This window comes from Pseudomonas spelaei, from assembly GCF_009724245.1.
Lineage (GTDB): Bacteria > Pseudomonadota > Gammaproteobacteria > Pseudomonadales > Pseudomonadaceae > Aquipseudomonas > Aquipseudomonas spelaei.
Window position 1 is genome coordinate 65061 of sequence record NZ_WNNK01000013.1, and the last position, 25689, is coordinate 90749.

At 57.9% G+C, this 25689-nt stretch carries 19 protein-coding genes; 9 read left to right on the top strand and 10 right to left on the bottom strand.

Annotation, left to right across the window (positions count from 1 at the left end):
• Window positions 1-9: 9 nt before the first annotated feature.
• The 3 genes from GNF76_RS16345 to GNF76_RS16355 form a co-directional block, all read right to left on the bottom strand.
• Window positions 10-1467, bottom strand: coding sequence for an ArnT family glycosyltransferase (locus GNF76_RS16345; protein WP_155584177.1), 1458 nt, complete (start codon window positions 1465-1467; stop codon window positions 10-12).
• Between the two features lie 527 nt (window positions 1468-1994).
• Window positions 1995-3017 carry a hypothetical protein gene (locus GNF76_RS16350; protein ID WP_155584178.1) on the bottom strand — a complete coding sequence of 341 codons (1023 nt, stop codon included), beginning with the start codon at window positions 3015-3017 and terminating at the stop codon, window positions 1995-1997.
• A gap of 138 nt (window positions 3018-3155) precedes the next feature.
• Window positions 3156-4913 carry an NAD(P)H dependent flavin oxidoreductase family protein gene (locus GNF76_RS16355; protein WP_155584267.1) on the bottom strand — a complete coding sequence of 586 codons (1758 nt, stop codon included), beginning with the start codon at window positions 4911-4913 and terminating at the stop codon, window positions 3156-3158.
• Between GNF76_RS16355 and pdxR the strand changes: the two genes are divergently transcribed.
• On the top strand, window positions 4914-6398 hold the full coding sequence (pdxR, locus tag GNF76_RS16360) for a MocR-like pyridoxine biosynthesis transcription factor PdxR (RefSeq protein ID WP_155584179.1): 1485 nt from the start codon (window positions 4914-4916) through the stop codon (window positions 6396-6398).
• A 116-nt stretch (window positions 6399-6514) separates the two neighbouring features.
• Window positions 6515-7456, top strand: a complete 942-nt coding sequence (locus GNF76_RS16365; RefSeq protein ID WP_155584180.1) for a cupin domain-containing protein — start codon at window positions 6515-6517, stop codon at window positions 7454-7456.
• Window positions 7457-7479: 23 nt separating this feature from the next.
• Here GNF76_RS16365 and GNF76_RS16370 read toward each other — a convergent pair whose 3' ends face one another.
• The 4 genes from GNF76_RS16370 to GNF76_RS16385 form a co-directional block, all read right to left on the bottom strand.
• Complete coding sequence (locus tag GNF76_RS16370) at window positions 7480-8388, bottom strand: LysR family transcriptional regulator (protein ID WP_155584181.1); 909 nt, start codon at window positions 8386-8388, stop codon at window positions 7480-7482.
• A gap of 264 nt (window positions 8389-8652) precedes the next feature.
• A complete protein-coding gene (locus tag GNF76_RS16375; RefSeq protein WP_155584182.1) occupies window positions 8653-9708 on the bottom strand; it encodes a YkvI family membrane protein in 1056 nt (351 codons plus the stop codon).
• A 96-nt stretch (window positions 9709-9804) separates the two neighbouring features.
• Window positions 9805-10185 carry a RidA family protein gene (locus GNF76_RS16380; RefSeq protein ID WP_155584183.1) on the bottom strand — a complete coding sequence of 127 codons (381 nt, stop codon included), beginning with the start codon at window positions 10183-10185 and terminating at the stop codon, window positions 9805-9807.
• Between the two features lie 27 nt (window positions 10186-10212).
• Complete coding sequence (locus GNF76_RS16385) at window positions 10213-11349, bottom strand: NAD(P)/FAD-dependent oxidoreductase (RefSeq protein ID WP_155584184.1); 1137 nt, start codon at window positions 11347-11349, stop codon at window positions 10213-10215.
• A gap of 181 nt (window positions 11350-11530) precedes the next feature.
• Here GNF76_RS16385 and GNF76_RS16390 point away from each other — a divergent pair, with 181 nt between their 5' ends.
• Entirely contained in the window at window positions 11531-12145 is a 615-nt protein-coding gene (locus tag GNF76_RS16390) for a helix-turn-helix domain-containing protein (protein WP_155584185.1), read from the top strand.
• Between the two features lie 260 nt (window positions 12146-12405).
• The gene (locus GNF76_RS16395; protein WP_155584186.1) at window positions 12406-13770 is read left to right on the top strand and encodes an ArnT family glycosyltransferase; all 1365 of its coding nucleotides are present in this window, start codon (window positions 12406-12408) and stop codon (window positions 13768-13770) included.
• A 23-nt stretch (window positions 13771-13793) separates the two neighbouring features.
• On the opposite strand, the gene GNF76_RS16400 is transcribed toward GNF76_RS16395, so the two are convergent.
• The gene (locus GNF76_RS16400; RefSeq protein WP_155584187.1) at window positions 13794-15083 is read right to left on the bottom strand and encodes an MFS transporter; all 1290 of its coding nucleotides are present in this window, start codon (window positions 15081-15083) and stop codon (window positions 13794-13796) included.
• Window positions 15084-15150: 67 nt separating this feature from the next.
• Window positions 15151-16536, bottom strand: coding sequence for a M20 family metallopeptidase (locus GNF76_RS16405; protein ID WP_155584188.1), 1386 nt, complete (start codon window positions 16534-16536; stop codon window positions 15151-15153).
• 120 nt (window positions 16537-16656) lie between these two features.
• Between GNF76_RS16405 and GNF76_RS16410 the strand changes: the two genes are divergently transcribed.
• Entirely contained in the window at window positions 16657-17541 is an 885-nt protein-coding gene (locus GNF76_RS16410) for a LysR family transcriptional regulator (protein WP_155584189.1), read from the top strand.
• A 19-nt stretch (window positions 17542-17560) separates the two neighbouring features.
• Here GNF76_RS16410 and GNF76_RS16415 read toward each other — a convergent pair whose 3' ends face one another.
• A complete protein-coding gene (locus GNF76_RS16415) occupies window positions 17561-19030 on the bottom strand; it encodes an efflux transporter outer membrane subunit (protein WP_155584190.1) in 1470 nt (489 codons plus the stop codon).
• Window positions 19031-19144: 114 nt separating this feature from the next.
• On the opposite strand from GNF76_RS16415, the gene GNF76_RS16420 reads away from it, so the two are divergent.
• The 4 genes from GNF76_RS16420 (at window position 19145) to GNF76_RS16435 (ending at window position 25601) form a co-directional block, all read left to right on the top strand.
• Window positions 19145-19735 (top strand): TetR/AcrR family transcriptional regulator, encoded by a 591-nt coding sequence (locus GNF76_RS16420; RefSeq protein ID WP_155584191.1) that lies wholly within the window; start codon window positions 19145-19147, stop codon window positions 19733-19735.
• A 117-nt stretch (window positions 19736-19852) separates the two neighbouring features.
• Entirely contained in the window at window positions 19853-21052 is a 1200-nt protein-coding gene (locus tag GNF76_RS16425) for an efflux RND transporter periplasmic adaptor subunit (RefSeq protein WP_155584192.1), read from the top strand.
• A complete protein-coding gene (locus GNF76_RS16430; protein WP_155584193.1) occupies window positions 21049-24165 on the top strand; it encodes an efflux RND transporter permease subunit in 3117 nt (1038 codons plus the stop codon). Before GNF76_RS16425 ends, GNF76_RS16430 begins: the two co-directional genes overlap by 4 nt.
• 356 nt (window positions 24166-24521) lie before the next feature.
• Window positions 24522-25601, top strand: coding sequence for an NAD(P)/FAD-dependent oxidoreductase (locus GNF76_RS16435; protein ID WP_155584194.1), 1080 nt, complete (start codon window positions 24522-24524; stop codon window positions 25599-25601).
• The last annotated feature ends 88 nt before the right edge of the window (window positions 25602-25689 follow it).

Here is a 25689-nt window from a genome sequence, read left to right on the forward strand (position 1 = left end):
CTCTCTGACTCACTGCTCTACAAAGTAGTAAGGCTGGCGATTGACCGACATCTGTTTGATCACGGTGACGGGGGCCGCCAGTTGCTCGGTGCGATCGAGCAACGCCACATTGCCTGGCTTGGCGGCGAGGTAGCTTCTGAGCTCCGGCTCTGTCTGCAGGATCGGCAAGTACGCTTGCATGTAGAACACCCCGGCGCCCGCGATCCGCTCGTTCGGTTGATACAGCGCCACCTCTTTGCCCTCGGCCTGCAGTGCCTGGATCTGGCTGATCACCGGCACAAACGATTGGCGTACATCGGCTTTTGGCGCAAACCAGAACGCGGCGATCAGGTAGCAGGCCACTACGAAGGTGAGGAGGCCTCCCACCAGCCCCCAACGATGGCCGTAGACGTGTTTGGCGAAGTGCGAGGTTTGTGTGCGGCCTTTCAGCCACTCCAGCAGTACCGCGCCATATTCCGCCGCGAGCACAGCAGCGGCAGGTGTCAGTGACATCAGGTACACCGTGCGCTTGCTCGACGCAAACGTCAGCAAGGTGAACTGCGCCACCAGCCACACACTGAAGAACAGCCGGTAACGGTTGCGCATCAGGCTTTTACGGAAGTGCCACAGCCCCAGGTACACCAGGATGTTCCAGGGCAAAAACGCTTCGGGTAATTTGGCGAGGTAGTAGTAGAACGGTTCGTAGTGACCGGCTTCGACGAAGGACCCGCTGAAACGCCCGACACTGTTGGTCAACAGCACCTCGCGAACCGCCTGCATGCCGTCGCGCTGGAACAGAAAGCCCAGCCAGATCATCAACGGCACCAGGGCCAGCAGCGTGAACAGCCCAGGGCGAATCCAGTCGCCAAGTGTGAGGCGCTTATCCATCAGGCTGGTACTGGCCAGGTAGACAAAGATCACAATGCCCGGCATCGCCAGGCCCAGTACGCCTTTGCTCAACGTGGCAATCAGCATCCCCAAGGTAAATAGCAGCCAGGTGCCGAGGTTGGAGGCCGAGCGCTCAGGCTCGGGGCGATTGGCCTGATAGAACGCCAACAAGGCCATGGTCACGCCCAGACTGAGCAGCGCATCCTCACCGACCCCACGCGAGTTACTCCAATAACTGCCCATGGTCGCCAGCATCAGCCCCGCGACAAACGCCAGGGTCTTTGGTCGACCAAACTTGCGCAACATCCCGTACAGCAACATCACGCTGAACAGGCCGGCAAACGCCGACGCCAGGCGTACCGCCCAAGTAGTGCCGCCAAACAGGCGAATCGCCCCGGCGTCGATCCACAGGCTTAACGGGGGTTTTTCCAGGAAGGGTTCCCGAAACAACCGAGGTACGACCCAGTCGTTGTCCAGGTGCATGGCCATGGCGATCCCGGCCACCCGGGCTTCGGTCGAGCCTTGCAACTCGTGATTGCCTAGGGCGAAGAAAAACAGCAGAGCAGCGAGCAGGAACAGCAGCGGAGCGGAGCGCGTCATGGATTCAGGCTACCGTGGGCAAGGGACCGTTCGGGGGAACGGTTCGGGCAATCGGTGAGTATACGAGGGCGATTCTTAACAATTCGTGAATGAGTGATGGGTTTTTGTGAGGCTAGCCTTAATGTCGATCAGCTAAGCGAAGGCAGGGCCTCAAGACAGAGAAGATCAAAGGTGGGAGCTGGCTTGCCTGCGATGGCGTCGGTACTGCAAACATGGATGTTGCCTGACCCACCGCCATCGCAGCCTCGCTAAAGCTCGACAGCTCCCACACGGGATTGCCTTCATCCCTTAACTGACAGGCATTAAGGCCGGTCTGGCATTGGCATAGGTATCTACATATCTTTTGCGTCCTGCGAAAACCCTGTAGCCGCTGCCGAGGCACGAGGCTGAGATGCGGTCCGCAGGACCGCCTTGGGGCCGCTTCGCTGCCCATCGCAGCCTCGTACCTCGGCAGCGGCTACAGGATTTCAGGGATTTCAGGGGGGCAGGGATTTCAAGAAATGTGTAGATACCTGGGCTGGTAGTGGTTAAGGCAACTTCAGGCTGGGCAATGCCGCTTTGCCTTGTGCCGACAGCACTGGCGCCAGTTGGTCCCAGGTGAAACTCAATTCATTGTCGCAACCGTCACCGGTGGCGGGCGTCGAGAGTTGCAGGCCTTGGGTGTTGAAGCTCAGGTCGAAGGTCGAGTAGCTGGTGACCGCCGGGCAGCCTTCGTCCACGGGGGTTTGCTTTTCCAACCAGGCGCTGAACGTGGGGGACAGTTTTACTTCGCCGGAGTAGGGGTCATACCATTTCTGACGACCGCCAAGCCAGGTCCAGGGATCTACGCTTTCACCGGTTTGCAGGTTCCAGGTGTGCAGGCCCCAACTGATACCGTTGCGACCGAAGCCTGCGGTCCAGCGGTAAAACTTGACGGTGATCCACCGGGACGACCAATACGTGGGGTCGACCGTGATTTCACTGGTGTTGGCAGAGCCGCTACGGCCCAGGTACTCACGTCGTTCGCTGAAAAACTCTTTCTGGCCCTCGGGGCTGACGGCCAGACGTGCCAGTTGCTGATTGATCTTCTGGATCGCCGGGCTATCGCCATCCAGCTTGAAGGTGACTTGAGCACCTTGGGTTTTGACTTGATAGCGATGTTCGCCGAAGGTTTTTTTCTCCACCTTGGCGGGCAGTGGTGCGGCTTCCATTGGCGCGTTATAGGCGTCGCTGCCACAGCCCTCGGTGCTTGCCCGCTTCAGCGTCAACGTTAACGGCGTAGCGCCTGCGGCTTTGCTCCAGGTTCCCGTCAGCGTATCGCCCTGGGGTTCATCCAACTGCCAGAACCCGGTTTTACCTTCCTCCGCCCAGGGTTCACCGGCCTTTTCTTGAGCCAGTTGGATCGGTGCGAGGAAGCGCTGGTAGTAGTAACTGCCGCCGGTGTCGGGTGCCGCGTTGAAACAGGCGGTGATCGGTGTCTTGCCGAGTGTGCCTTGCCAGACGCCAGCGAGGTCTGCATGGGCGAAGGTCGAGACGGTGGCGAGGGTCAGAAGCAGGGCGGGTTTGAGCATGAGGTATCGGACTTCCGGTTGTCTGATAGTGTGGGTTTCAGGTGCCGCTGGAACGGTGTCGACTATAACGGCTTGCAAGTGTAGCTACATTGAAGGCGAACGATCTGCCGACCGGATCGTTCGCCTTGGGGCGTTGATTCAATGGGGCGCAGTGGCTTCTCCGATCAGAATGTCCTCAAAGAACGCGCCGACCGCTTCGGTGGGGTGGCACAACTGGATTTCCAGGACCCAGACCATCTCGCTCGGTACGATCTCCAGCTCAGCCAGTTTTGTATCGCCAAACAAGGCATGAGGGAAATCGGCGATGCGATGCCCGGCGAGATTGCGCTCCAGCGCCCAACCTTTTGCGGCCGCGCTGTGCTGAGCGAAATCGTACAGCTCCTGGCCAGTCAGCCCGCGGTGCCAGGCTTCGCGGGTTTCGTTGAATACTTCATGCAGCGCTTTGACGCACGCCTCGTATAGCGGGTGCTCACCAAACACAAACGTGTCGCCATAGTCGCCCTCATAACCGTCCCACACCGGGCCGAGATCGACCACGGCAATATCGGTCGCGCGGAGCTTGCGCTGCGGATCGATACCCTGGCGTGGTGTGCGAATGGTGTCTTCACCAAACCGGATATAGGTTGGATGCCACGTGTGGGAGGCGCCCATGATCTGCAACTGTTGATTGGCCATATCGATGGCTTCGGCCGTGGTCATCCCGACGCGCAGTTGACTGGCAATCAACGCCAGGGCGCGTACCGACTGCTCGCGGGCCGCCAACATGCCGTCCAGTGAATAGCGCGGGCCGACTTTTTCCCAGACCGGGTCCAGCGGTTTGGCTCCTGGAGTGGGTTGCGACAGGCCGCTGGGCACAAAGGCCTCAGCGACAAACCGATGAGCCGACAGGCCGGCCGCGAGGCATTGCTCGCGGACCGTGCAGATCATTGAGCTGTTCCCGCAGGCGTAGACCTGGGCATCCGCCCAACGATGCTTTTGCCCAAGCGCAACCTGCTGTACCTGGGATTCTGAGGACAAGACCGCGTGCCAGGAAAAACGCGGGTGCGTGGTGATGGCTTGGTCGAGGAAGTCGCGGTCGTAAAAATCCGCCGGCCATGCGCCGCCCCAATACAACGTCACCTCGGCATTGCGCTCCAGTGCGCTGAGCAGCAGCGGTTTGACGCCGGCATAGCCGGTTCCGGTGGCGAACAGCACGAGCGGGCGATCATCATCGTGCTGCCAGGTACACGCACCGAACGGGCCCTCCAGCGTGAGTGTGTCGCCCACCTCCAGTGTCGCCAGCCTGCGCTCGGAGAACAGCCCGCCGCTGACCCGGCGAATATGAAACACCAGTTGGCCGTGATCCTGTGCCGGCAGATTGGCAATCGAGAAGCAGCGGCTATCGCCCTCATCGAGGCGAAACTTGACGTACTGACCGGCACGCACCTCAAGCGCCTCCAGGCCGTCGGGCTTGAGCACCAACTCGGTGATATCAACGCTCAGGGCGCGTTTACTCAACACATGCGCGGTGACTTCCAGCGTCGGCGTGTCCAGCGACCAGCCGGGGATTTCCAGGCGCATATCGGCGCAGGCATGGCTCTGGCACAGCAGCAATTCATCGTCGGCGAGGGGGTAAGACGGGGCTGGGGCGCCTGGCAGCAGAACCTTGTCACGGTATTGGCCTCCCATGACTTTGACCTTGCACGAACCACAAGCACCCCGACGGCACGAGAACGGCACTGACAGTCCACTGGCGAGCATGGCGTCGAGCAGCAACTCTTCACCGGCCTCGAAGGTTTTGCCCGAGGGCGATAATTCAATGACATGACGTGTGTTCATAAAGACCTCGGGGTGAATGAGGCTTGATTGTTGCGCTAGACTTAGGACCATTAGAACCTCCAGTTTTGGATAATTCAGATGGTCCAGATGCGCAAATGGCAACTCCTGCTCAAGCTGGATGGGGTTGAGTCCCAAGCCTCTTATCGCAGGATCGTCGAAGGGTTGGTGAGCGCGATTATCGACGGTCGCCTGTCGCCCGGGACGCTTTTGCCTGGGACCCGGGAAATGGCGCGGTTGCTCGACGTCAACCGCAAGACCGTGATCCTCGCCTACGAAGAGGCCATCACCAAGGGTTGGCTGGTCAGCGAACCGCGTCGAGGCACTTTTGTCAGCGCGCAGTTGGCAACCGCACCCGGTGCCCGAAGTGAACCGCAGTCCTTCGCGTTGGAACTCCAGGCACAACCCGCCGTTGCGTATTTCGCCCAAAACGACCAGATGACCGCCTTGCAACATCGGCCCGAGGTCCTGTTCTTCGATAACGGCGCCTGTGACCACCGTTTGCTGCCCCAAGCCCTGTTGCATCGCTACTATCGCAGGGCCCTGCGCAGCAGTTTTGCCTCCAATACCGTGCGCCACGGCAGCGAGGGCACCAGCTATGAACTGCGTAAAGCCCTGGCCGAAATGCTGCGCAACAATCGCAGCCTGGCCGTGGGCGCCGAGCACATCTGTCTGACCCAAGGCGTCCAGATGTCGTTGTACCTGACTGCCAGTGCGCTGCTCAAACCCGGTGACGTGGTGCTGGTGGAGCGCCTGAGCTACCCGCCGGCGTGGGAGATATTCCGCAAATTGGGCGCTCGCCTCGTGACCGTGGACATGGACAGCGAAGGCTGCCGGGTCGATCACATAGAGGAACTGTGCCGGGTCCACAACGTCCGGATGATCTATGTCACCCCCCACCACCAGTTTCCGACCACCGTCAGCCTGCACGCCGAACGCCGGCAACACTTGCTGGCGCTGGCCAGGCAGCACGACTTTTGCGTGATCGAGGAAGACTACGACCATGAGTATCACTTTGACGGCCGGCCCTACGCCCCCCTCGCCAGCGACAGCGCGCAGCGGCATGTGATCTATATCGGCTCACTGTCCAAATCGTTGGGGTCGACCTACCGCTGCAGTTACGTGGTCGCGCCGACCGATGTGATCGAAGTGCTCAACCGCAACGCTGCGCTGGTCTTGGGGCAGGGCGATGCCGTCACGCAGCAGATGCTGGCGGATCTGATCAATAACGGTGAACTGAAGAAGCACCTGCGGCGCGTGACAAAGGAATATCGCCTGCGTCGGGAAACGCTGCAAGCGTGCTTGCTGGAGGGGTTTGGGGAACGGATTTCAATTCGCGAGCCGGAAGGCGGGTTGGCGCTTTGGGTGCGGTTTGAGGCTGGGATCGACGTTGACCAACTGGTGCAAAGAGCCTTGGAACACGGGTTGGTGGTGCGCAGTGGCCGACTGTTTTCGCCTGTGGACGAAGCAGAGAATGCCTTGCGGCTGGGGTTTGCTTCGTTGAATCGGGAGGAACTTCGCGAGGCTGCGCGACGATTGGTGCGGGCGGCGCATCAGCTCCAATAAGATCGCTGCCCTTTTAGACACAACTGCTGTGCCGGTTGAGCACTTACTCCTGGGGTGAAGGGTTCCTATAGTCATTCCACCCGCGCAGCCATCAAGCGCACATCAAGGTGGAGATTATGAATACCCGACTCAAAACCAGCCTCAGCACCGAGTTGCCTGCCCATGAGCGCGAAGCGGAGTATTTCGAATACAGCAAGGCGGCGAACCCGATAAGCGCCAACCTGATCACCCGCATTCCTTATCACAGCTTTCCTGCATCGCTTTACAACTCGGGTGAGACCAGGCTTGTTCCCCTTGATCTGAGCGAGTCGCTGGGTTGTGAAGGGCCCGCCACGGGGCCTGGGCTCTGCGCCAATTTTATCCGGCTGAATGCCGGAGATAGCCTGAAGCTTGAGCCGAATGCCACGTCCCAGGTGCTGTATGTCATCGCCGGCAGCGGTGGCCTCGTTCAAGGCCTGCATGCATTTGAATGGGCCAAAGGATGCTTCATGGCACTGCCGGGGCTTGATGCGGTGGTGCTTACTGCGACCGAAGACTCGCGTCTGTATTACGTCCATGACGAGCCGTTGCTGCGGTTCCTGGGCGTGACCCCCACGGTCGATCGCTTCGCCCCGACCCTTTACCCCGCCGAGGTCGCGAATGCAAAGCTGCGGGAAGCCGCAGAGGACCCGCGCGCTCAGGACCGCAGCCGCATCAGCATCCTGCTGGCCAACCGCAACTTCCCTCAAACCCGGACAGTGACCCACGTACTCTGGGCGATGTACGGCATCCTGCCGGCGGGCTCGATTCAGAAACCGCACCGGCACCAATCCATCGCCCTGGACTTCATCATCGATTGCCCCGACGGCTGCTATTCCCTGGTGGGCACCGAGCTTGCGGCGGATGGGCAGATTCACAACCCCGTTCGAGTCGATTGGAGCCCAGGCCTGGCCTTCGTGACGCCGCCCGGGTATTGGCACGCGCACTTTAACGAGTCGGATCGGGAAGCCTTCTTGATTCCGGTCCAGGACGCAGGCTTGCAAACCCACCTGCGCTCGTTGGACATCCGCTTCAGCTGACTGGATGAGATGGCGACTTTGCCTCAGGATTTCCAGTAAGGCGGGTCGCCAATCTGACTCACGATAAAGTCGATAAAACAGCGCACCTTTGAAGAGACGACACGCTTGGGCGGGTAGACAAACCAGATGGCAGAGCGCTGCTCCGTGGACTGCGCGCGCCATTGCGGCAGCCAAACCTGCAGATCGCCTTGCTCAAGACTCTTCGCCACCAGCCAGTCCGGCAGCAGCGCGATGCCCAGTCCCTCTTTGGCCGCGATGAGCTGTGCATCCAGATCATTGAGCCGCAAGCTGCCCGACAGTGAAATCGGCACAGCGTGCTCGTTGGCAATCAGCGTGATTTCGTCTGACAGTTGAGTACCCAGAATGGCGGGATAGCGAATCAAGTCTTCGGGTGCTGAAGGCGGCTCATACAGGGCAGCAAACGCCGGGCTGACACACACCCTCAAGGTCTCATCGGCCAGCTTGCGCGCCTTGAGCGTGGAGTCGGCCAGCGTGCCAATCCGGATCGCCAAGTCGACGCCTTCATGGATCAGATTGACCTGGGCATTCTCCAGGGTGACTTCAAGCTTGATCTCCGGGAAACGCTCGAGGAAGCCTTTGAACCTTGGCATCAGATGATGGCGGCAGAACGCCGGAGGCACATTCAACTTCAACACCCCGCGTGGGTGTTGATTCAGTGCCGAGGTCGCCGCTTTTGCACGCTCCAGTTGCTTCAATACTTCGCGGGCGTGGAGCAGGAACGTCTCACCGCCTTCGGTCAGGTGTAACGCACGGGTGGAGCGGTTGAACAGGGCAATGCCCAGGTCCTGTTCAAGCTCTTTGATGTAACGGGAGACGGTGGAGGCCTTGATGTTCAACCGGTCCGCGGCACGGGAAAAGTTGTTGCTGTCTGCGGACTCGATGAAGGCGGTTAATGCCGCAAGATAATCCATGGCTGACCTCGCGTGGGAGAACGGAGCGGGTGCTTGGGGATTAAGAATGATGGGATAAGGAGGGGTGATTGTCTATGTGACTCATGATCGAACGCCAGGCATAAAAAAAGACGTCCGTGGACGTCTTTAGATGTTGGGTCAGCATCCTGGCACTGACTCTGATCGACCAGCAATGCATGGGGCTGGATCTGTGACCGCCAACGCCAGTAACCGTTTGCCCCGGGCGCTGACAGTTTGTTTGGTCCGCGCGCCACTTTCGACTGTTTAAGCCTGGGCCAGGCGTCCTACGCGTAACCAACCAACGACCACTGAGCCAATCAGCAAAAAGCCCAGGTAGCCAAAGAGTGGATAGACCTGGCCCACCAAACTTACAAACCCGACCAGGCTGCCGACGAAAGCAAGGACGCCAGTGGCCGCTGAGCCGATGCGGAACTTGCGAGTGCCTGCTGGTAGTAGTCGGGCCGAAAAGGAATACAAGGTACCGACTGCGGTGTTAACGATCATCAGGAAGATGATCACTGCCATCAGCAGGCCGAGGACCGGTGAAACCTCCGTAGCGATATACAGCATGGGCATTGGCAGGTCCGCCACGCTGTCCAGGCGTGACAGCAATCCCAGGCTCATCACCAGCATCAGCAGCCCTAGCAACGCACCACCGAAGATGCCACCCCAGATGGCCTGCTTCTCGGATTTTGCGGCGCCGCCCATGATTGCCAGAAACGGCACCCCGGCAACGATGTTGTAAGACACGTACAACAACGCTCCTAGCAGCCAATGGCTCGCGCCAGCGTTTTGCTGGCTAGCCAGGTGATTGAGTTCACCGAAACTCAAGCCCCGGGTGGCGACGCCATACAGAGCCACCGCTACCGCCGTCAGGATCAACAGTGGAGTGACGGCGCCGATCATACCAATGACCTTCTGCACATCCAGGCACACGATGGCGACCACGATCAGGGTCACCGCCACGCTGCCGTATATAGCGGGGATACCGAATTGTTGTTCCAACAGAGCACCGCCGCCGGCCAACATGACTACGGTCACCGCAAACATGAAAAAGGTGATCATCAGATCGACAAAGGTGCCCAGGTAACGTCCGCACAGTGCATACACCACGTCCTTATGGGACTTTGCCCGCAGCCGGCTGCCCATGCCCGCCAACGCCATCCCGAGAAAGGTGAAGAAAGCGGCGCTGACCACCGCTCCGAGTAATCCCCATACGCCGAAATCCACGAACATCTGCATCAGCTCCCGACCGGAAGCGAACCCAGCGCCGACAATCACTCCGACAAACGCGCCGGCTATTTTCAGACTTTCTTTCATGACGATTTCCCTCGAATTGTTTTTGTTATGGCTTATGGGGACGACCACTGTTCATGGCCATCCCGGGGCATCGCACTGGCAAACAGCAGAGGTGGATCAGCAGGTGCCGACCCAGGCCTGGACTTCGATCTCCACATCGACCCCCAGCGCCAATTGGGCGCCGCCGACGGTGGAGCGCACCGGGAAACCATTCTCGAAGTGGCGCTTGTACACCTCGTTGAAACCGGCGAAATGTTGCATGTCCGTCAGCCATACCGTGGCCTTCACCACCTGGTCAAAACCCACGCCGCATTCGGCCAGGGTCTCGCCGATGCGGGCCATGGCGGCCTCGGTTTGCTCGCGGATGCCACCGAGCACCACCTCGCCCAGAGGGTTCATTGGTACTTGTCCGGAGAGGTACAAAAAACCGCCGACCCGAATGGCCTTGGAGAACGGATAGGGCAGGTGGCTGGGATAGCGCTGGAGATCGTCAGACATGGTACGGAACCTCGTTGGGATGAATGATTAACGCAAGCGGCCAGGTGCCAGGCGTTGTGGCTCGACGCCCTGGCGGCTCAGTGTTTCGGGTAGGGGGTGACCGAGCAATTGGGCACAGGCCAGTTGCGATACGCCGGCCGCAGACTGAATGCCATAACCACCCTGTGCAGCCAGCCAGAAGAAACCTTCGCGCTGATCATCCCAGCCGATTACCAGATCACCGTCGGCGACGAACGACCGCAGGCCGGCCCAGCTGTGGCGTGGGCGGCGGATGGTCAAGGAAGTGGCTGCTTCGATGTGGTAGATCCCGGTGGCGATGTCCAGCTCTTCGGGCATCACGTCCTGTGGCAGAACGGGATCGGCGTTGGCCGGCGAGCCGAGCAGTTGGCCGGCGTCCGGTTTGAAGTAGAAACTTTCGTCGATGCCGATCACCGCAGGCCAGCGTGAGAAGTCCATGCCCTCAGGGCCGTCGAAGGTAAAAGCGGTACGTCGGCAGGGCTGCAACCCAATGGGCTTCACGCCGCATTGCTGCGCCACCTCGTCGGCCCAGGCACCTGCGGCATTGACCAGATTGCGTGCGCGCAACTGGCGGCCGTCGGCCAGTGTCAGGAGCCAATGATGGCCCTCGCGGGTGGCGACACTCAGTTGGGCATCGCACTGCAGTACGCCACCGGCACGGCGCATGGCCCGCAAAAAACCTTGATGCAACGCGTGAACGTCCAGGTCGCGGGCGTCGGTTTCGAGCATCGCTCCGACAATCGCCTCCGGGCGCAGGCAGGGCACCAACCCAAGGGCGTGCTCGGTATCAATCAATGAAACATTACCAGCCTGTGCCCGGCTGTCTTCGAAGGTTTGTTTCAGCAGGGATTGCTGCCCCTCACCTGCAACGTACAGACAGCCGCGAGGCTCCAGCAGCGCATGTTCGGTAAAATCAGTTGGCGGTTGTTCATAGAAGTCCCGGCTGGCGCGGGTCAATGCCTGGATCTGCGGTGTTCCGTAGCTTTCCATGAACATCGCGGCGGACCGTCCGGTGGCGTGATATCCCGGCTGGCTCTCACGCTCAAGCATCACAACGCTGGCTTGCCCAGCCAAGCGATAGGCCAGTGAAGCCCCCGCAATACCGCCGCCGATGATGGCGAAATCAAAACATTCGCTGTCGTGCATACCGAAATACCTCTCTCTGGGGATGGGGAAGACATGCACTTCCCTCTATTTTTATAATTCTCAGATAAGAGAAATGTAAGATATGAGAATTTTCCAGTCAACCTATTGCCTTGAGGTATTATTTCAGCCCTTGCCTTGGTTCAGCCTCAGGCACCGTTTTTCGTACGGCAGAGAAGTTTGCATGAGTTCCGACCGAGTCTCGTGTCCCACGGACCATCCCTTGATAGATCGCGCCCATGTCGGTGCCCGTCTGCGAGTGATCCGCAAAAACCAGAAGTTGACGCTAAAGCAGCTGTCCGAGCGTTCAGGCGTGGCGTTGTCGACCTTGTCGAAGATGGAGCTGGCGCAAGTGTCGGTGAGTTACGAAAAACTCGCGGCTGCAGCGCGGGCACTGAGTGTGGACATTGCTCAGCTTTTCAACCCGTCCAGGCCGGGTGTTGGCGTTGTACAGCCCACGGCCGTCAGCACCGCCATCGATGGTGCGGCAGGCTACAGCACAGGGAATTATGACTATCACCCGATGGCGGGGGATTTCCCCGGGCGTAGCATGACGCCGATGTATGCGCGCATTTACGCGCGCGAGCTGAGCCAGTTCGAGGACTACATCCGCCACCCTGGGCAAGAGTTCGCAGTGGTCCTGTCGGGGCGCGTGCGGATTCAGTTCGAGACCGGTGAATCCCTCGGCATCGGTTGCCGCGAAACAGCCTATTTCAATAGCTCAGTTGGTCATATCTATCTGGCGGAAGGCGAGGAGGGGGCAGTTGCTGAAGTGATGGTGGTGATGTCGGAATCATGAGGTTGTCGGAGTCAGTAAATACCAAGCTTTTAAACACCCTGAGCCCTCACGTTGTTAGAGTTTATTTGCAAAAAACAAGACCTGTACTGGGGGAGTTACAACTTTATTAAGTGTTATTCAGCTCGCGTTCAGAACGTGCGCGCATCTGGATAGCTTGAATAAATAGACTGTACTGCTTTTAACAACTCTTTACTTTTGCAGTCTGGATGGCCCCAAAAACAACATGCTAGCCTGCGCGTTTTCAGGGGCGGCAGGGTCACATGAAACGGTTAAAGGAAGTGGCTGTAAATAAGCCATGCTCATTTATTTTCATAATGGCATTTACTGTATTGGCTATTCTGCAATACAAACCCGCCGTGCTCAATTACACCACGCGCTTTGTCGACTTTGCCCAGTATATGCTGCAGCATGGGGTGACGCTGTTTCCAATCGCGGATGATCTGCAGCCATACCCTGATTATACGGTGCTCAACACGCTCCTCGTGTATCTGGTTTCCTTGCCGTTTGGCCGTGTATCCATCCTTTCTATGGGCTTCCCTTTTTGTGTTGCCGCCGCCTTGATGCTGGTGTTTATTTACAAGCTGGGTGCGTTGCATGAAAAAAAATGGGGTGCCTATGGTGTTGTGTTTGCTCTGTTCACCTGGTCATTCCTGGACGGCGTAAACTCCTTGGCGCTGGATGTATACCCTGCACTATTTACCGTGATGTGCTTTTACCTGGCTTATTCGGGAGAGGTGCATAAACAACGTTTTCGGTTGCTACTGGTACTCGCGGGACTTGCGCTGGGCTTTGCATTTCGTGGCCCTATTGGCCTGATCGGCCCTGCCAGTGTAGTTGCCTCCTATTATCTGTTAAGCCGGCAGTGGCGCATGCTGGTGGTGTTCTCCTTGTTAGCGGGCCTCGTCCTGGCCACAGGTGTTGCAGTGCTGACATGGGCTGCCTACGTACAAGGTGGTGACGCCTTTCTACAAGAGGTCTTGATCATGCAGGGGTTGGGGCGGTTTGGCAGTGATCACGCGCCCCGTTATTACTTCTATTTCTCTGCCGGCTTGCTGACCTATGGCGTAACCGCTGTTATCGCGTTGAGCGTCATTATCAAGAAGGGCAAGTATTTTTTTGAGCGTTCAGCTCATCCGACCACGAACATGCTCTTGTACCTCACTGGCTGGCTCCTTGTGGTCATCGTGCTGTTCACGATTCCAAGCTCCAAAAAGGCGCGTTATGTACTTTCAATTACACCCGCCATTTCCTTGTTGGCTGCCTACATTTTCGTAGATCGCAGCCAACTATTTGTAAGTGTCAGAGATAAGCTGTTGGGGTTTTGCTTGAACTTGCCTGTTATTGGGCTGGGACTGTTGCTGCTTGCATTTATATATGGTCTTTATGCTGTGACCCCTCTTCGGCCCCACTATCTCGGTGCGTCCGTGGGTTTGATTACCCTTGTTGCAGTTCGGCCCTGGATGGAGTCACGTTTCTGGGCGCATCCACATCGTGAATTTGTGATTTTCTCTTTTGGTGCTGTCGCCTTCCTTATATTGGATATGTTTTTCTTTAATTCTATTACTTACCACTTGGAGTTGGCCAATGAGCCGACACCCAAGTTTCTGCCTTATTGGTTTTGGTGAGGTGTACGGTCAGAGGGGCTGAGTTAAGACAGCTTCAACTTTCGTTTGGCAACCAACAAGGCACTTATGCTAAGGGCGGCCGCCAGTATTAGATAAAAGCTGGGCGCCAACTGAGAACCTGTGAGTGCGATCAATCCAGTGGCAATCACTGGCGCAAAGCCGCCGAAGATCGTCACTGACAGGTTGTAGCTCAACGACATGCCCGTCACCCGGGTATGGATGGGGAACACATCAGCCATTAGTGAGGCTAGCGGTGCGAAGTAAACGGCCTTGATCAGCGCCATCATCGAGACAACGATTAACAGCGACGTTGCACTAGGCACTTTGTTCAGCCAGACGAATGCCGGAATGATCGCCAGGATATAGATGGTCGAGGCCCAGAGCATGATTTTGATACGACTGACGAACCCGGTAATGAAGCCGACAATGGGTGTCACCAGGGTAAGGATCAGGCCGCCGGTCAGCGTAGCCAGGAAGCCCGACGACTGCGGAATGTTCAATGTAGTTGACGCATAGGACGGCATGTACTTGATCATGAAATTGGATGCTGTCGACACGATCAGCACGCCCATTGCGACTAGCAACAAGGTCTTTTGTGAAAGAAGCACATCCCTTAACGGCTGCGAGCCGGGCTCGCTCTCCTTGAAGTCAGGAGACTCATCCACCGTACGGCGGATGTAAAGCCCCACCGGACCAAGAATCAAACCAAAGAAAAACGGCACCCGCCAACCCCACTCGAGCATCTGCTGATCATCAAGACCTGTCGTCAGGAAATAGCCGAATAAAGAGGCGATCACCACGCCAAAGCCCTGACTCGCAAATTGCAGGCTCGCGACAAAGTTACGGGTCTTTTGCGGGGCGTGTTCCATCATGAACGCGGTTGAGCTGCCGAACTCACCGCCTGCGGAGAAACCTTGCAGCAGGCGCGCAAACAGAATGCCGATGGGGGCGATTATCCCGATAGTGGCATAGCTGGGCATCACCGCTATCGTCGCCGTGCCGATCAGCATCAGCAATATGGACAGGCTCAATGCTTTCTTGCGGCCTTGTCGGTCGGCATAGGAGCCCAGAACCGCAGCGCCCAGCGGACGAATCAGAAACGAAATGCCGAACGTTGCGAATGCCAGAAACAGTGATACTGCTGGGTCTGCCGCGGGGAAAAATACCTTGCTGATGGTTAACGCAAAGTAGGCGTAAACCGACAGGTCAAACCATTCAAGGGTGTTTCCGATCAAGGCGGCCCCGACCGGTTTCCATATGGATTTGGTCCGTTCAGTTGCAGGTGTAACGAGGGTGGACGATAACGCTGTCATGTTCGACGCTCCTGGTCTTGTAAGTGTGTGAGCGGCAGATATAAAGGGTCGATCAACGCCCTATTTTCTAAGTGCTGGTTTGCGCCACGTGGCCCAATTCCCAGAATAGGGCAGTCATGATTTGCAGGCCTTCAAGGACCACCGAACCCAGCAAGTGCTCATCTGGCGCATGTTGTGAGCAGCCGGGGTAGGAGTGCGGAATCCACAAGGTCGGTAACCCCAGGACGTCAGCGAAAATGTCGTTAGGCAGCGTACCGGCAAGGTTAGGTAGTACGGCAATCTGCCTGGGTGTTGTGTCGCACATGACCTTTTTCGCGAAAAGCACCCATGGATTCTCAGGGTCCAGTCGAGTGCTGGGCGTGCAACGATCAATGACGATTTTGACGCAGTGGAAGCCTTCAGCATCCAGGTGTTGGCGCAGCAGGTGTTCCAGGTTCTGCCAATGAGTGCCTACCACAAAGCGCAATTGGCAATGTGCAATAGCCGACGGTGGAATGGCATTCACAGGCTTGGCAGGATTGCCCGCCGTGAACGCGAGGATTTCCAGGGTATTCCAGGCAAAGAGCCGTTCACCTAAGGTGAGGTCCGGTTCACCCCAGTCAACATCCAAGGGGCGGCCGAGGGAGTGTTGATTAATGTTCAGGTCGTGGATCGCTTTACGCACTGAGTCGGGTATGGAGGAGGGGACCAGTCCTCGGCAGAGAATACGGCCGTTCTGATCCACCAGACTGGCCAGTGCGTTGGCCAGCACGACTGCCGGGTTGGACATGACGCCTCCCCAGTTTCCAGAGTGCAAGCCTTTGTCGCGCGCCTGCACCTCAACGGAAAACAGCGCTGAGCCCCGAGAACCAAGAAAAATGGTTGGACGGCTGTCGTTTAGGCGCGGGCCGTCCGAAGCGATGAATACATCGGCTTGCAGCAACTGCCGATTTTCCGTGCAGACCTCGCGCAATCCGGGCGAGCCACATTCTTCGCCGGTCTCAAACAGGACCTTAACGTTAAATCCCAAGCGCCCCTCGCGGGCCTTGATCACAGCCTCAAGCGCTGTCAGGTTAATGCTGTGCTGACCTTTGTTGTCGGCGGTGCCGCGTCCATACCAACGATCGCCTTCCACGGTCAGCACCCAGGGGTTGAGGCCTTCACGCCATTGTTCGGCATAACCGAGTACGACGTCGCCATGCCCGTAGGTCAGTACCGTCGGCAGGTCCGCGCCTTCGTGACGCGAAGCGAACAGCAGTGGGCCTGCGCCCTTCGGATTCTCAAGGGCCTGGCATTCAAAGCCCATTCGCTCCAGGGTCGGTTGTATTTCCTCATGCAGATAACGCGTCAATTCCGGCGCTTGGCCAGGAGCCTGGCTTTCACTGCGAATTGCTACCCGGCGGCGCAAGTCGGCTTCGAAATGGCCGTCGGACAGGTATTGGCGAACACTGGCGAGTGCTTGTTGCTTGGACATAACAGTTCCGATAAGGGCTGACAGATTCAGGCCAATATAGAAGTCGCCTATCGCACTGTATATTGCTGTTTTTTGAAGACTGGCATCTAATTAATAGATGCATTTGTGAGTGGGATTTCCATGGATTATCGTTATTTTCTGGCCGTGTTTGATTCAGGTTCGCTGGCTGCCGCCGGTGAGCGCTTGCATATCGCCCCCAGCGCTGTCAGCCGCCAGATCGCCCTGCTGGAGGAGAGTATCGGCGTACCCTTGTTCGAGCGTCGGCCACGGGGCATGGAACCGACGGCGGCGGGTAGCGCTTTGGCTCACCACGCCAGGCGCGTCTCGTTGGAAGAACAGGCCCTGCTGTCGGAGCTGCGCGGCGGTGATTATCACGGCGCGCGCGTCATTCGCCTGGTGTCGACAGAGGGGCTGTCACGTTATTTTTTGCCGCACGTGTTGATCCAGCATTACCAGCAGTCTCCGGCTTTCCAGTACGTGCTGGAGGTAATGTCACCGTTCGAATGCGCAGAGAAAGTGAAACGCGGTGATGCCGACGTAGGGCTGACGTTCAGCACAGAACCTACTGAAGGTGTCGAGATCCTCTATTCAAGCCGCTCGGCGATTCGCGCGATCATGCGTGCCGGTCATCCGCTGTCGACGCTCAAGCAATTGCCTCTGCGTTCGCTCGTGCCGTTCCCCTTGGCGCTCACACCCAAAGGCACGACTCAGAGGCAGTTGTTCGACCTGGTCTGTGAAATGGAGGGGTTGGCCTTCAATCACGTGATGACCTGCAACTACTCCGGGGCCATCCATGAGTTTGTCCGCCACACCGACACGATCGCGTTGGGTGGCGCAATCAGCCAGCGGCTGAATGACAGTAATGACCTGATTTCGGTCCCGCTGTCGAACCCCCGATTTTCCGACCGGACCATTCAAGTGTTGACCATGCCCAAACGGACACTGCCGGCCTCGCTGCAGCTATTTATCGAGACCCTGATCGGCTGTCTTAAAGCCGTCAACTGAGTATCACGGTCGCGCAAAGCTACTGAACCGGCTCCAGACTCGCTCCGCCGACTGCCTTGTACAGTGCGACCACAGCAAGTGCCTGCTGCTCGACAACGTCCGCGCTGCTCAGTTGCGCCTCGCGCAATGCCTTCGCTGCGTCGAGACGATCTAGCAGGTCCGTGATGCCGCGTTGGTAAAGCGTATCGGCATGACTGGCCGTGCGCTGGGCGGCCGCGAGATGAATTTCTTCCTCCATGGCTTTGCGGCGTCCGACATCAATGGCAGTGAGTGCATTTTCTGTATCTTCGATGCCTTCAAGCACTGCCAGGCGATACGCAAAGATCGATTCCGTCAAACTCGCTTCACGCGCACTCACCACTGCGCGGCGTGCGCCCCAATCCAGCAATGGGATGTGGATTGATAGCCCGGCCGATGCGTTTGTTGCGCGTTCGGCCAGAGGTGTGCCGATCAGGTCGCCCTTGGCTGTAATGCTGCCTACCAGAGTCATGCGCGGATAGAGATCGGCGACAGCGATACCCAGCTCCGCGCTGGCTTGTGCAATCAAGCGTTCTGCACGCTGGATTTCCGGGCGTACGCGCACAAGATCCGCAGGTAGAACGCGCAGCGCCAAGCGTTCGGCCACGGGTTGTGGCATCGGTTTCAGTAAGTTTGAGTCGATGGTAGTTTTGCCGGTCAATACGGCGATGCGCTGGGCGGATTGCTGTATGGATTGCTCGAGCAACGGCAGCTGCGCCGCTGTTTCCGATGCTGTCGTGAGGCTGCGATCAATGTCGAGATCGCCCACGATTCCAGCGGCTCGACGGTCACGTGTCATCGCGACGAGATGGTTTTGATCTTTGAGGTTTTCTCTCTGAAGAGCCAGGCGGCGCTGTCCACTGCGTAATTCGATGTAGCTGCGCACCACTTCGGCGACCACTGAGACGCGCGCCATTCGCGACTCGGCCAGCACGCTACCTGCTGTTGCGCGGGCGGCTTCTTCGGTAGCCGCGAGGCGTCCGAACAGATCCAGCTCCCAGGAGGCATCGAAACCCGCCTGGAAGTAGCTGCTGGCTCGCGAGCCGGAAGGCGACTGCAGATCGTCTTCCGGGGTGCGCTCAAAGTCACTTTCGGCCCGGCCGGACAGACGCTTCTGGCGCCGACCTTCAGCGCTTGCGTCCACCTGAGGCAAGCGTTGAGCTGCGGCCGTTCTCACTAGCGCCCGGGCGGCTTGCAAGCGATTGCAGGCCTGCAACAACGTCAGATTCTGTTCAAGCGTCTGTGCCACCAACGCATCCAGCACCGGCTCATCAAACGCCTTCCACCATTGCGCAGGGTCGACACTCGGGGCGCGATGCACGGCGCCGCGGTTCGCCCAGTCGGTTGCAACGGGCTGCACACTGTCTGGCTGCGGGCCAAGTTTTGCGCATCCCGCCAGCGCGGCGGCCATGATGATGGTCGCGAACAGAGGCAGCCTTTGCCTGAGATAAGGGGTTGTCTGTCGGCTCACGGAAAGATCCTTTCGTATCGTTGCTTGACTGCGGCTGGGGGTTTCTAAATACTAGACTAAGTAGTCGGTCTAATAAAAGAGGCGCACATCAACACCAGCCTCTACGGAGAAGAAATGAGAAAAGTTGATCCTGAGAAGCACCAGGCCAAGCTGCAGCAGATCCTTGAGGCTGCGGTCATGTGCTTCGCTGAAAAGGGCTTTCGCGGCACATCGACCAACGAGATCTGTGCTGCTGCGGGTATGAGCCCTGGCAACCTGTTTCACTATTTCCCTAATAAACAGGCAGTGATTGAGGCCATCGCGGAGGAGGACCGGCGCGAAATGAGCGAGCGTTTTGCTCAACTAGCCGATGAACCCGATGCCATTGTGGCGATTGAGCGGTTGGCAAAAGACCTCTTGAAGCAGTGCGTCGATCCTGTCTACGCCAAGATCGGCGTTGAAGTGGTTGCCGAGTCCATGCGCAACCCTGAAATGGCTGTCTTGTTTGCTGCCAGCGAGGCTTCCATCAAAGGGGATCTGGTCGCACTTCTAAAGCGCGGCATTACCAAAGGTCAGATCGATGCAACCTTGGATCCGAAGATCGCTGCTACTTGGCTCATCGCTCTTATTGATGGTGCAGTCTCCCGTTCTGTGCTGGATCGGGATTTCAAGCTCAAAACCTATACGCCAACGTTAATGCGCATGATCCGACGATTTCTTGAATAGATCGCCTCACTAAGCCCACTTGTATGTCGTCCCTTCTCCAGTGAAAGCTGGAGCCGTAGGGGGGGCGCCAAGCTCACGGTTCTCCTACGTTCCGACACGCTTTTTCGGACTACCTCAATGAAAACTCCGATGAACCCTACCCCCTCTACTCCTGGTGCGCCAAGACCCCACAATCTGAAGCGTTGGACATGCATCTTCCTGCTGCTGGTCAGCATGGGCGCATGGTTGCTTTGGCCTGTCAGCAAGCCCTTAGCCCCCGTAACGCCGCCACAGCGTGTCAGCACCGTCACGGCAGGCCCGGCGATGTTTGATCGCACTGTGCAGGTGAATGGAACACTGGTTGCCCGCGAGGAAATCGCGATCAGTTCATCTGTGCCGGAACAGCGTGTGGCAGAGGTGAACGTGGAGGAGGGCGACAGCGTCGAGGCTGGACAGTTGCTGGCTCGACTGGAAACGCAAGGGCTGGACGCGCAGGTTCGCCAGGCTCAAGCGGCATTGGCGCGTGCGCGTGCGGCAGTCGGCCATCAGGAGGCTGTCACCGTAGAAGCACACGCCAGTTTCAAGCGTATCGAGCCGCTGGGGGGAAGTGGGACGGTCAGTGAGCAGCAGGTCGATGAGCGTCGCGCCCAGGCGGACTCGGCAGCGGCCAGCCTGCGTGCTGCACGTGCGGAAGTTGACCAGGCACTGGCGCAACTTGCTGATGCTCGCCACCAGCGAAGCAAGGCTGATATCGGGGCGCCCTTTGCAGGTGTCATCGTGGAGCGTGTGGCACGTACCGGCGCGTTGAGTGGAGGTGACCCTATGTTCCGGCTGATTAGGGAGGGGGTCATCGAATTCGAAGGCGAAGTGGCGGAAACCGAGCTGATCGACATCGCGCCTGGGCAAACGCTTCGTGTCCAAGTTGCCGGGATCTCTTCTCCCATGGAGGGCACGATTCGACGGGTGGACCCCAAGGTTGATGCGCGATCCAGACTCGGCCGTGTACGCATTGCGTTGGGCTATTCGCCTTTGCTTCGCGCCGGCACCTTTGCCCGGGCGACGCTGGTCCTTGCGCGGCGCAAACTCGACGTGACGCTGCCGGTGCGGGCACTTTCTATTATCGATGCTAGTCGGGCTTCCGTGATGCGTGTCAATGAGCAGGGGATCATCGCTCGTCAGGTAGTGGCAACCGGTCGGCGCAATGGCGACTTGCTGGAGATCACCTCGGGCTTGCAGGTCGGCGAGCGCGTAGTGGCGAATGCATCCGCTTTTGTGCGTGAAGGGGATGCTGTCATCGCTTCCGTCACTGACGCCCCTCTGACGCAGGAGGCGCCATGAGCTTCCAGATTTCATCCTGGGCGATTCGGCGGCCCATCCCTACATTGGTTCTGTTCTTCCTGCTGGCTGTCGTTGGCATCAGCGCTTTCTTGCGCCTGCCCATTAATGCGAATCCACGCGTGGACTTTCCCGTCGTTACCGTCGCTGTCACCCTGCCGGGAGCCGCGTCGAGCGAATTGGAAAACGCTGTCACCCGTCGCGTGGAAAACGCCATTGCCGGGCTCGCAGGTATCCGGCACATGAGTTCAACGCTGAGCGACGGTACCTCGCTGACTACGGTTGAGTTTCAACTCGGCGTTGATCCCGACCGTGCAACGAATGATGTGCGTGAGGTCGTCACCGAGGCGCGCGCCGAGTTGCCGCAATCAGTGCTTGAGCCACGCGTGTCACGGGTGGATGTCGAAGGTGGCGCGATCCTTTATTACGCGGTCGACTCTGCTGAGCGCAATACCGTAGAACTGTCATGGTTCGTGGACGACACAGTCAGCCGAGCGTTACTTGCGACACCAGGTGTACAACGTGTGCAGCGTATGGGCGGCGTGAATCGTGAAATCCGTATTGAGCTCAAACCTGATCGACTGACCGCACTCGGCATCAGTGCCGAGCAGGTCAACACTCAATTGGTGCAAAGCAATGTGGATGTGCCCGGCGGGCGAATTGTTCTCTATGGCCGCGAACAAGCCATCCGCACCCTGGGGAGCGCCTTAAGCGTAGAAGCGCTCGCGGCTCGCCCGATTGCCCTTCCGGGGGGGCGGTGGGCCACGTTGGCCGACCTGGCGACTGTGCGCGACGCCAGTAGCGAGAGTCGGGAGCTTGCTCGCTTGAATGATCGGGAAGTAGTCGGGTTTGCCGTTTACCGCGCCAAGGGGTCCAGTGACACTGTGGTTGCTAAAGGGGTTGAGGACACCATCGCCGGTCTCCAACGCAGTTATGGCGATCTCAAGATCCAGCAGTTCGCCTCCACGGTGGACTACACCCGTTCCAGCTACAAAATGTCCATGATGACGTTGTTGGAAGGCGCGGGCTTGACCGTCCTCGTGGTGTTTTTCTTCCTGCGCAACTGGCGCGCCACCCTTGTCGCGTCCATCGCGCTTCCGCTGTCGATCCTGCCGACATTCGCCGCCATGTCATTGCTGGGCTACACCCTGAACAGCATCACCTTATTGGCCTTGACCCTGGTGATAGGCATTCTGGTCGACGACGCGATTGTCGAAATCGAGAACATCGAGCGCCACCTGGACATGGGCAAGCGCCCATTCCGAGCGGCGATTGATGCCTCCGATGCGATCGGCTTCGCTGTCATTGCGATCACCGCAACCATTGTGGCCGTGTTTCTGCCGGTCAGTTTTATTGGTGGCTACATCGGACGTTACTTCACGCAGTTCGGCGTCACGGTTTCCGTCGCCGTTCTGGCCTCTATGCTGGTCGCACGGTTGGCAACGCCGCTGCTGGCGGCCTATCTGATGCAGCCCAAGCCCGGAGTGGGTTCAGATGGGCATGGCACCCACGGCCAACCGGGCAAGCTCATGGGACGCTACCTGAGTGTGTTGGATTGGTCGCTTCGCCATCGCCGCACCGCACTGGGCATCGGTGGCGCGTTTCTCATCAGTTCGCTGCTCTTGATTCCCTTGCTTCCCACTGGGTTCCTGCCCGTCAGCGACCTGAGCCTTACGCAAGTCAACGTCGCGCTGACACCGGGCACACCTCTGGCTCAGACCGACGAAAAGCTGCGAGAAGCCGGTAGCCAGATCTCCCAGCGCAAGGAAGTGAGTGCCGTGTTCACGTTGGCGGGAGGCCAGGATGCTGCGGGCGCCAACGATGTCACCAAAGGCATGCTGCTGGTCCGCTTAAAGCCCCCGAGTGAGCGTGAACTGGACCAGAAAGGCTTCGAGCAATCGTTGCAGCAAGATCTCAATCAGTTCGATGACATACGCTTCACATTCCAGGGCGGAAGCGATGGACGTGATGTTTCCATCATCCTGCTGAGTGCGGACCCCGCAACGCTGTCAGAGACCGCAAACGAACTTCAGAGACAAATGCGGGGCGTCACAGGCATTGCTAACGTTCAGGTTAACGAACCGCTTGCCCGTCCGGAATTACTGATTCAGCCACGTTTGCACGAGGCAGCGCTGGCGGGCGTCTCTGCGTCCAGTATCGGCAACGTCATGCGCGTCGCCACACTCGGTGAAGTCGATGCTAGCTCTGCGCGATTCAATTTGACGGATCGACAGATACCCATTCGGGTCGCTTTGGATGAGCGCTCACGCGGTGATCTGGATATTCTTCGAAACCTGAGTATTCCAACCGACGACGGCAGCAGCGTTCCGCTGCATGCCGTCGCTACCCTCGGCTTTGCAGATGGACCCGCTCGCATCGAGCGTTTTGACCGTCTTCGACGGGTATCGGTGGACGCAGACCTGAGTGCTGGCGCCACACTTGGCGATGCCCTCGACAGTATTAATACCTTGCCCGTACTGCAAGCGTTGCCTGACGGCGTACGTCGTGTTGAATATGGTGACGCCGAGTACATGAACGAGATGTTTGACAAGTTTGGTGTGGCCATGGGGTTTGGCATCCTGATGGTGTATGCCGTCCTCGTGCTTCTGTTCAAGGACTTCCTGCAACCCATCACGATCCTGGTCGCGCTTCCTCTGTCCATCGGAGGTGCCATTGCGGGCCTGCTGCTCTATGGCGCAGCACTCGACCTTCCCGCGATGATCGGCATCTTGATGTTGATGGGCATCGTTACGAAGAACTCTATTCTTCTGGTCGAGTTCGCCATTGAAAAGCGTCGGGAGGGGGTTTCGCGCAAGGACGCACTTCTGCGTTCGGGAGCAGAGCGTGCCCGCCCGATCATCATGACGACCATCGCCATGGCCGCCGGCATGGTTCCCGCGGTACTTAGCAGTGGTGCCGACAGTGGCTTTCGGGCGCCCATGGCGATTGCTGTGATCGGGGGGTTGATCACGTCTACCGTCCTGAGTCTGGTTTTCGTGCCGGTGGTGTTCACCTATATGGACGATTTGCGCAAGTACCTCGCGCAAAAATTAGGGCGATTGACCTCGGTCACCGAGCTGGATCGAAAGGAGGGGGATTCATTGGTAGACCATTGACGTGAAGTTGACTTCAACTTCTATGAGGTCTTCGCAAGATTAATGGGGCCATGAATAAGAGCTAGGTACGCGTTACGTATGGCCTGCCGGATCCCGGCTTTTCTCATGGGCGGGTGATTTGGTATTGTCGTATATTGGATTAAGTGTTCAGTCTAATATTATTTATGAAGCATTGCGCAGTCTGACGAACGCAAGCAGCTGTCATGAGCCACGGCAGGTCGGGGTCAGGCTGACGTGAGGATGTAGTGACTTTCAGGGGCGTTGGAAGCCTAAGATTTGCAATGTTGATCAGGTAGGGCGAGTTTGCCTGGGGGGCTTGTTCAGGACCTCCCTAACAGTTAAGGGTGTTACCGTTAATGAACCAGAGCTACAGATATGATCTTGTTATCGTGGGCGCCGGAATTCATGGTGCGTCCTTAGCCTATTACTGTGCCCAAGCAGGGCAACGAGTAATACTCATTGAAGAATCCCGGCCAGCCAGTGGCGCAAGCGGCCACGCATTCGGATGGATTAATGCCAGTGCATTGGCTGAACCCGTCCAGCATTTAGCGCAAAGGGTGATTGACGATTACAATCGCCTCCATACAGAGTTGCCGTCATTCCCATTGCGTTGGTGTGGAGAACTTACCTATGGCGCCTGTCAAGAAAAGCAAGACCTTTCAGAAGTTGGTCTGAGTCTTTCTCCCCTCCAACCCCTCACGATTTCGCAGGATGCAATAAGGGCGCTTGAGCCCAATCTTGCTCATCCGCCCATTCGAGCTCGCTATATGGCAGCGGCGGGGGTCACCTCGCCGGTCGAAGCCATTGAATGCCTGATTCAAGCGGCTAAAGGTTTTGGCGCAAGCGTTATTTCCAATTGCGCAGCAAACGAACTACTCGTTGAGAGTGGACAGGTTGTAGGCGTCAGTACGCAGTCGGGAAATATTCATGGCAGTAAAACGGTACTGACTGCTGGCTTAGGAACGCCTAATCTTTTATCTCGCCAAGGCATGCATCTACCCATTCGGTCATCCCCAGCGATTATTATTAAGTTTGACGTGTCTAATAATCTTTTAAATGGCATTGTTTCAAGTTCTGAAATGGAAGCTCGTCAAGCAGGCGCGCGCACATTAATTGCGGCTGAAGACTATATAGACGATACGCAAGAAAATGGGCCCGTTGCCATCGGGCTCAGAGCCCTCAAAGCAATTCGTGCCGAATTGAATGGTGCGGAGTCAATAGAACTACGTTCCGTGGCTGTAGGGTGGCGACCGATACCCGACGATCGCCTTCCTATAGTGGGACCTATGAGTCAGTACGGGGGCTTATATATCATGAGTGCACATCCAGGATTGACGCTGGCGCCGACGTTGGCGCGGCTCTTTAGCCAAGAGCTGATAACAAATATCGCTACGCCGTTGCTGAATAACTTTCGGCCTTCGCGCTTTCAAGTGTGAGGGCTACCCGCAAAATCCGCTTGGGTCGCAAATCCAGTCGCCGGGTATCGTCAGGCTGCTGCTTTCGATACCAGGCTTTCTCACGGTT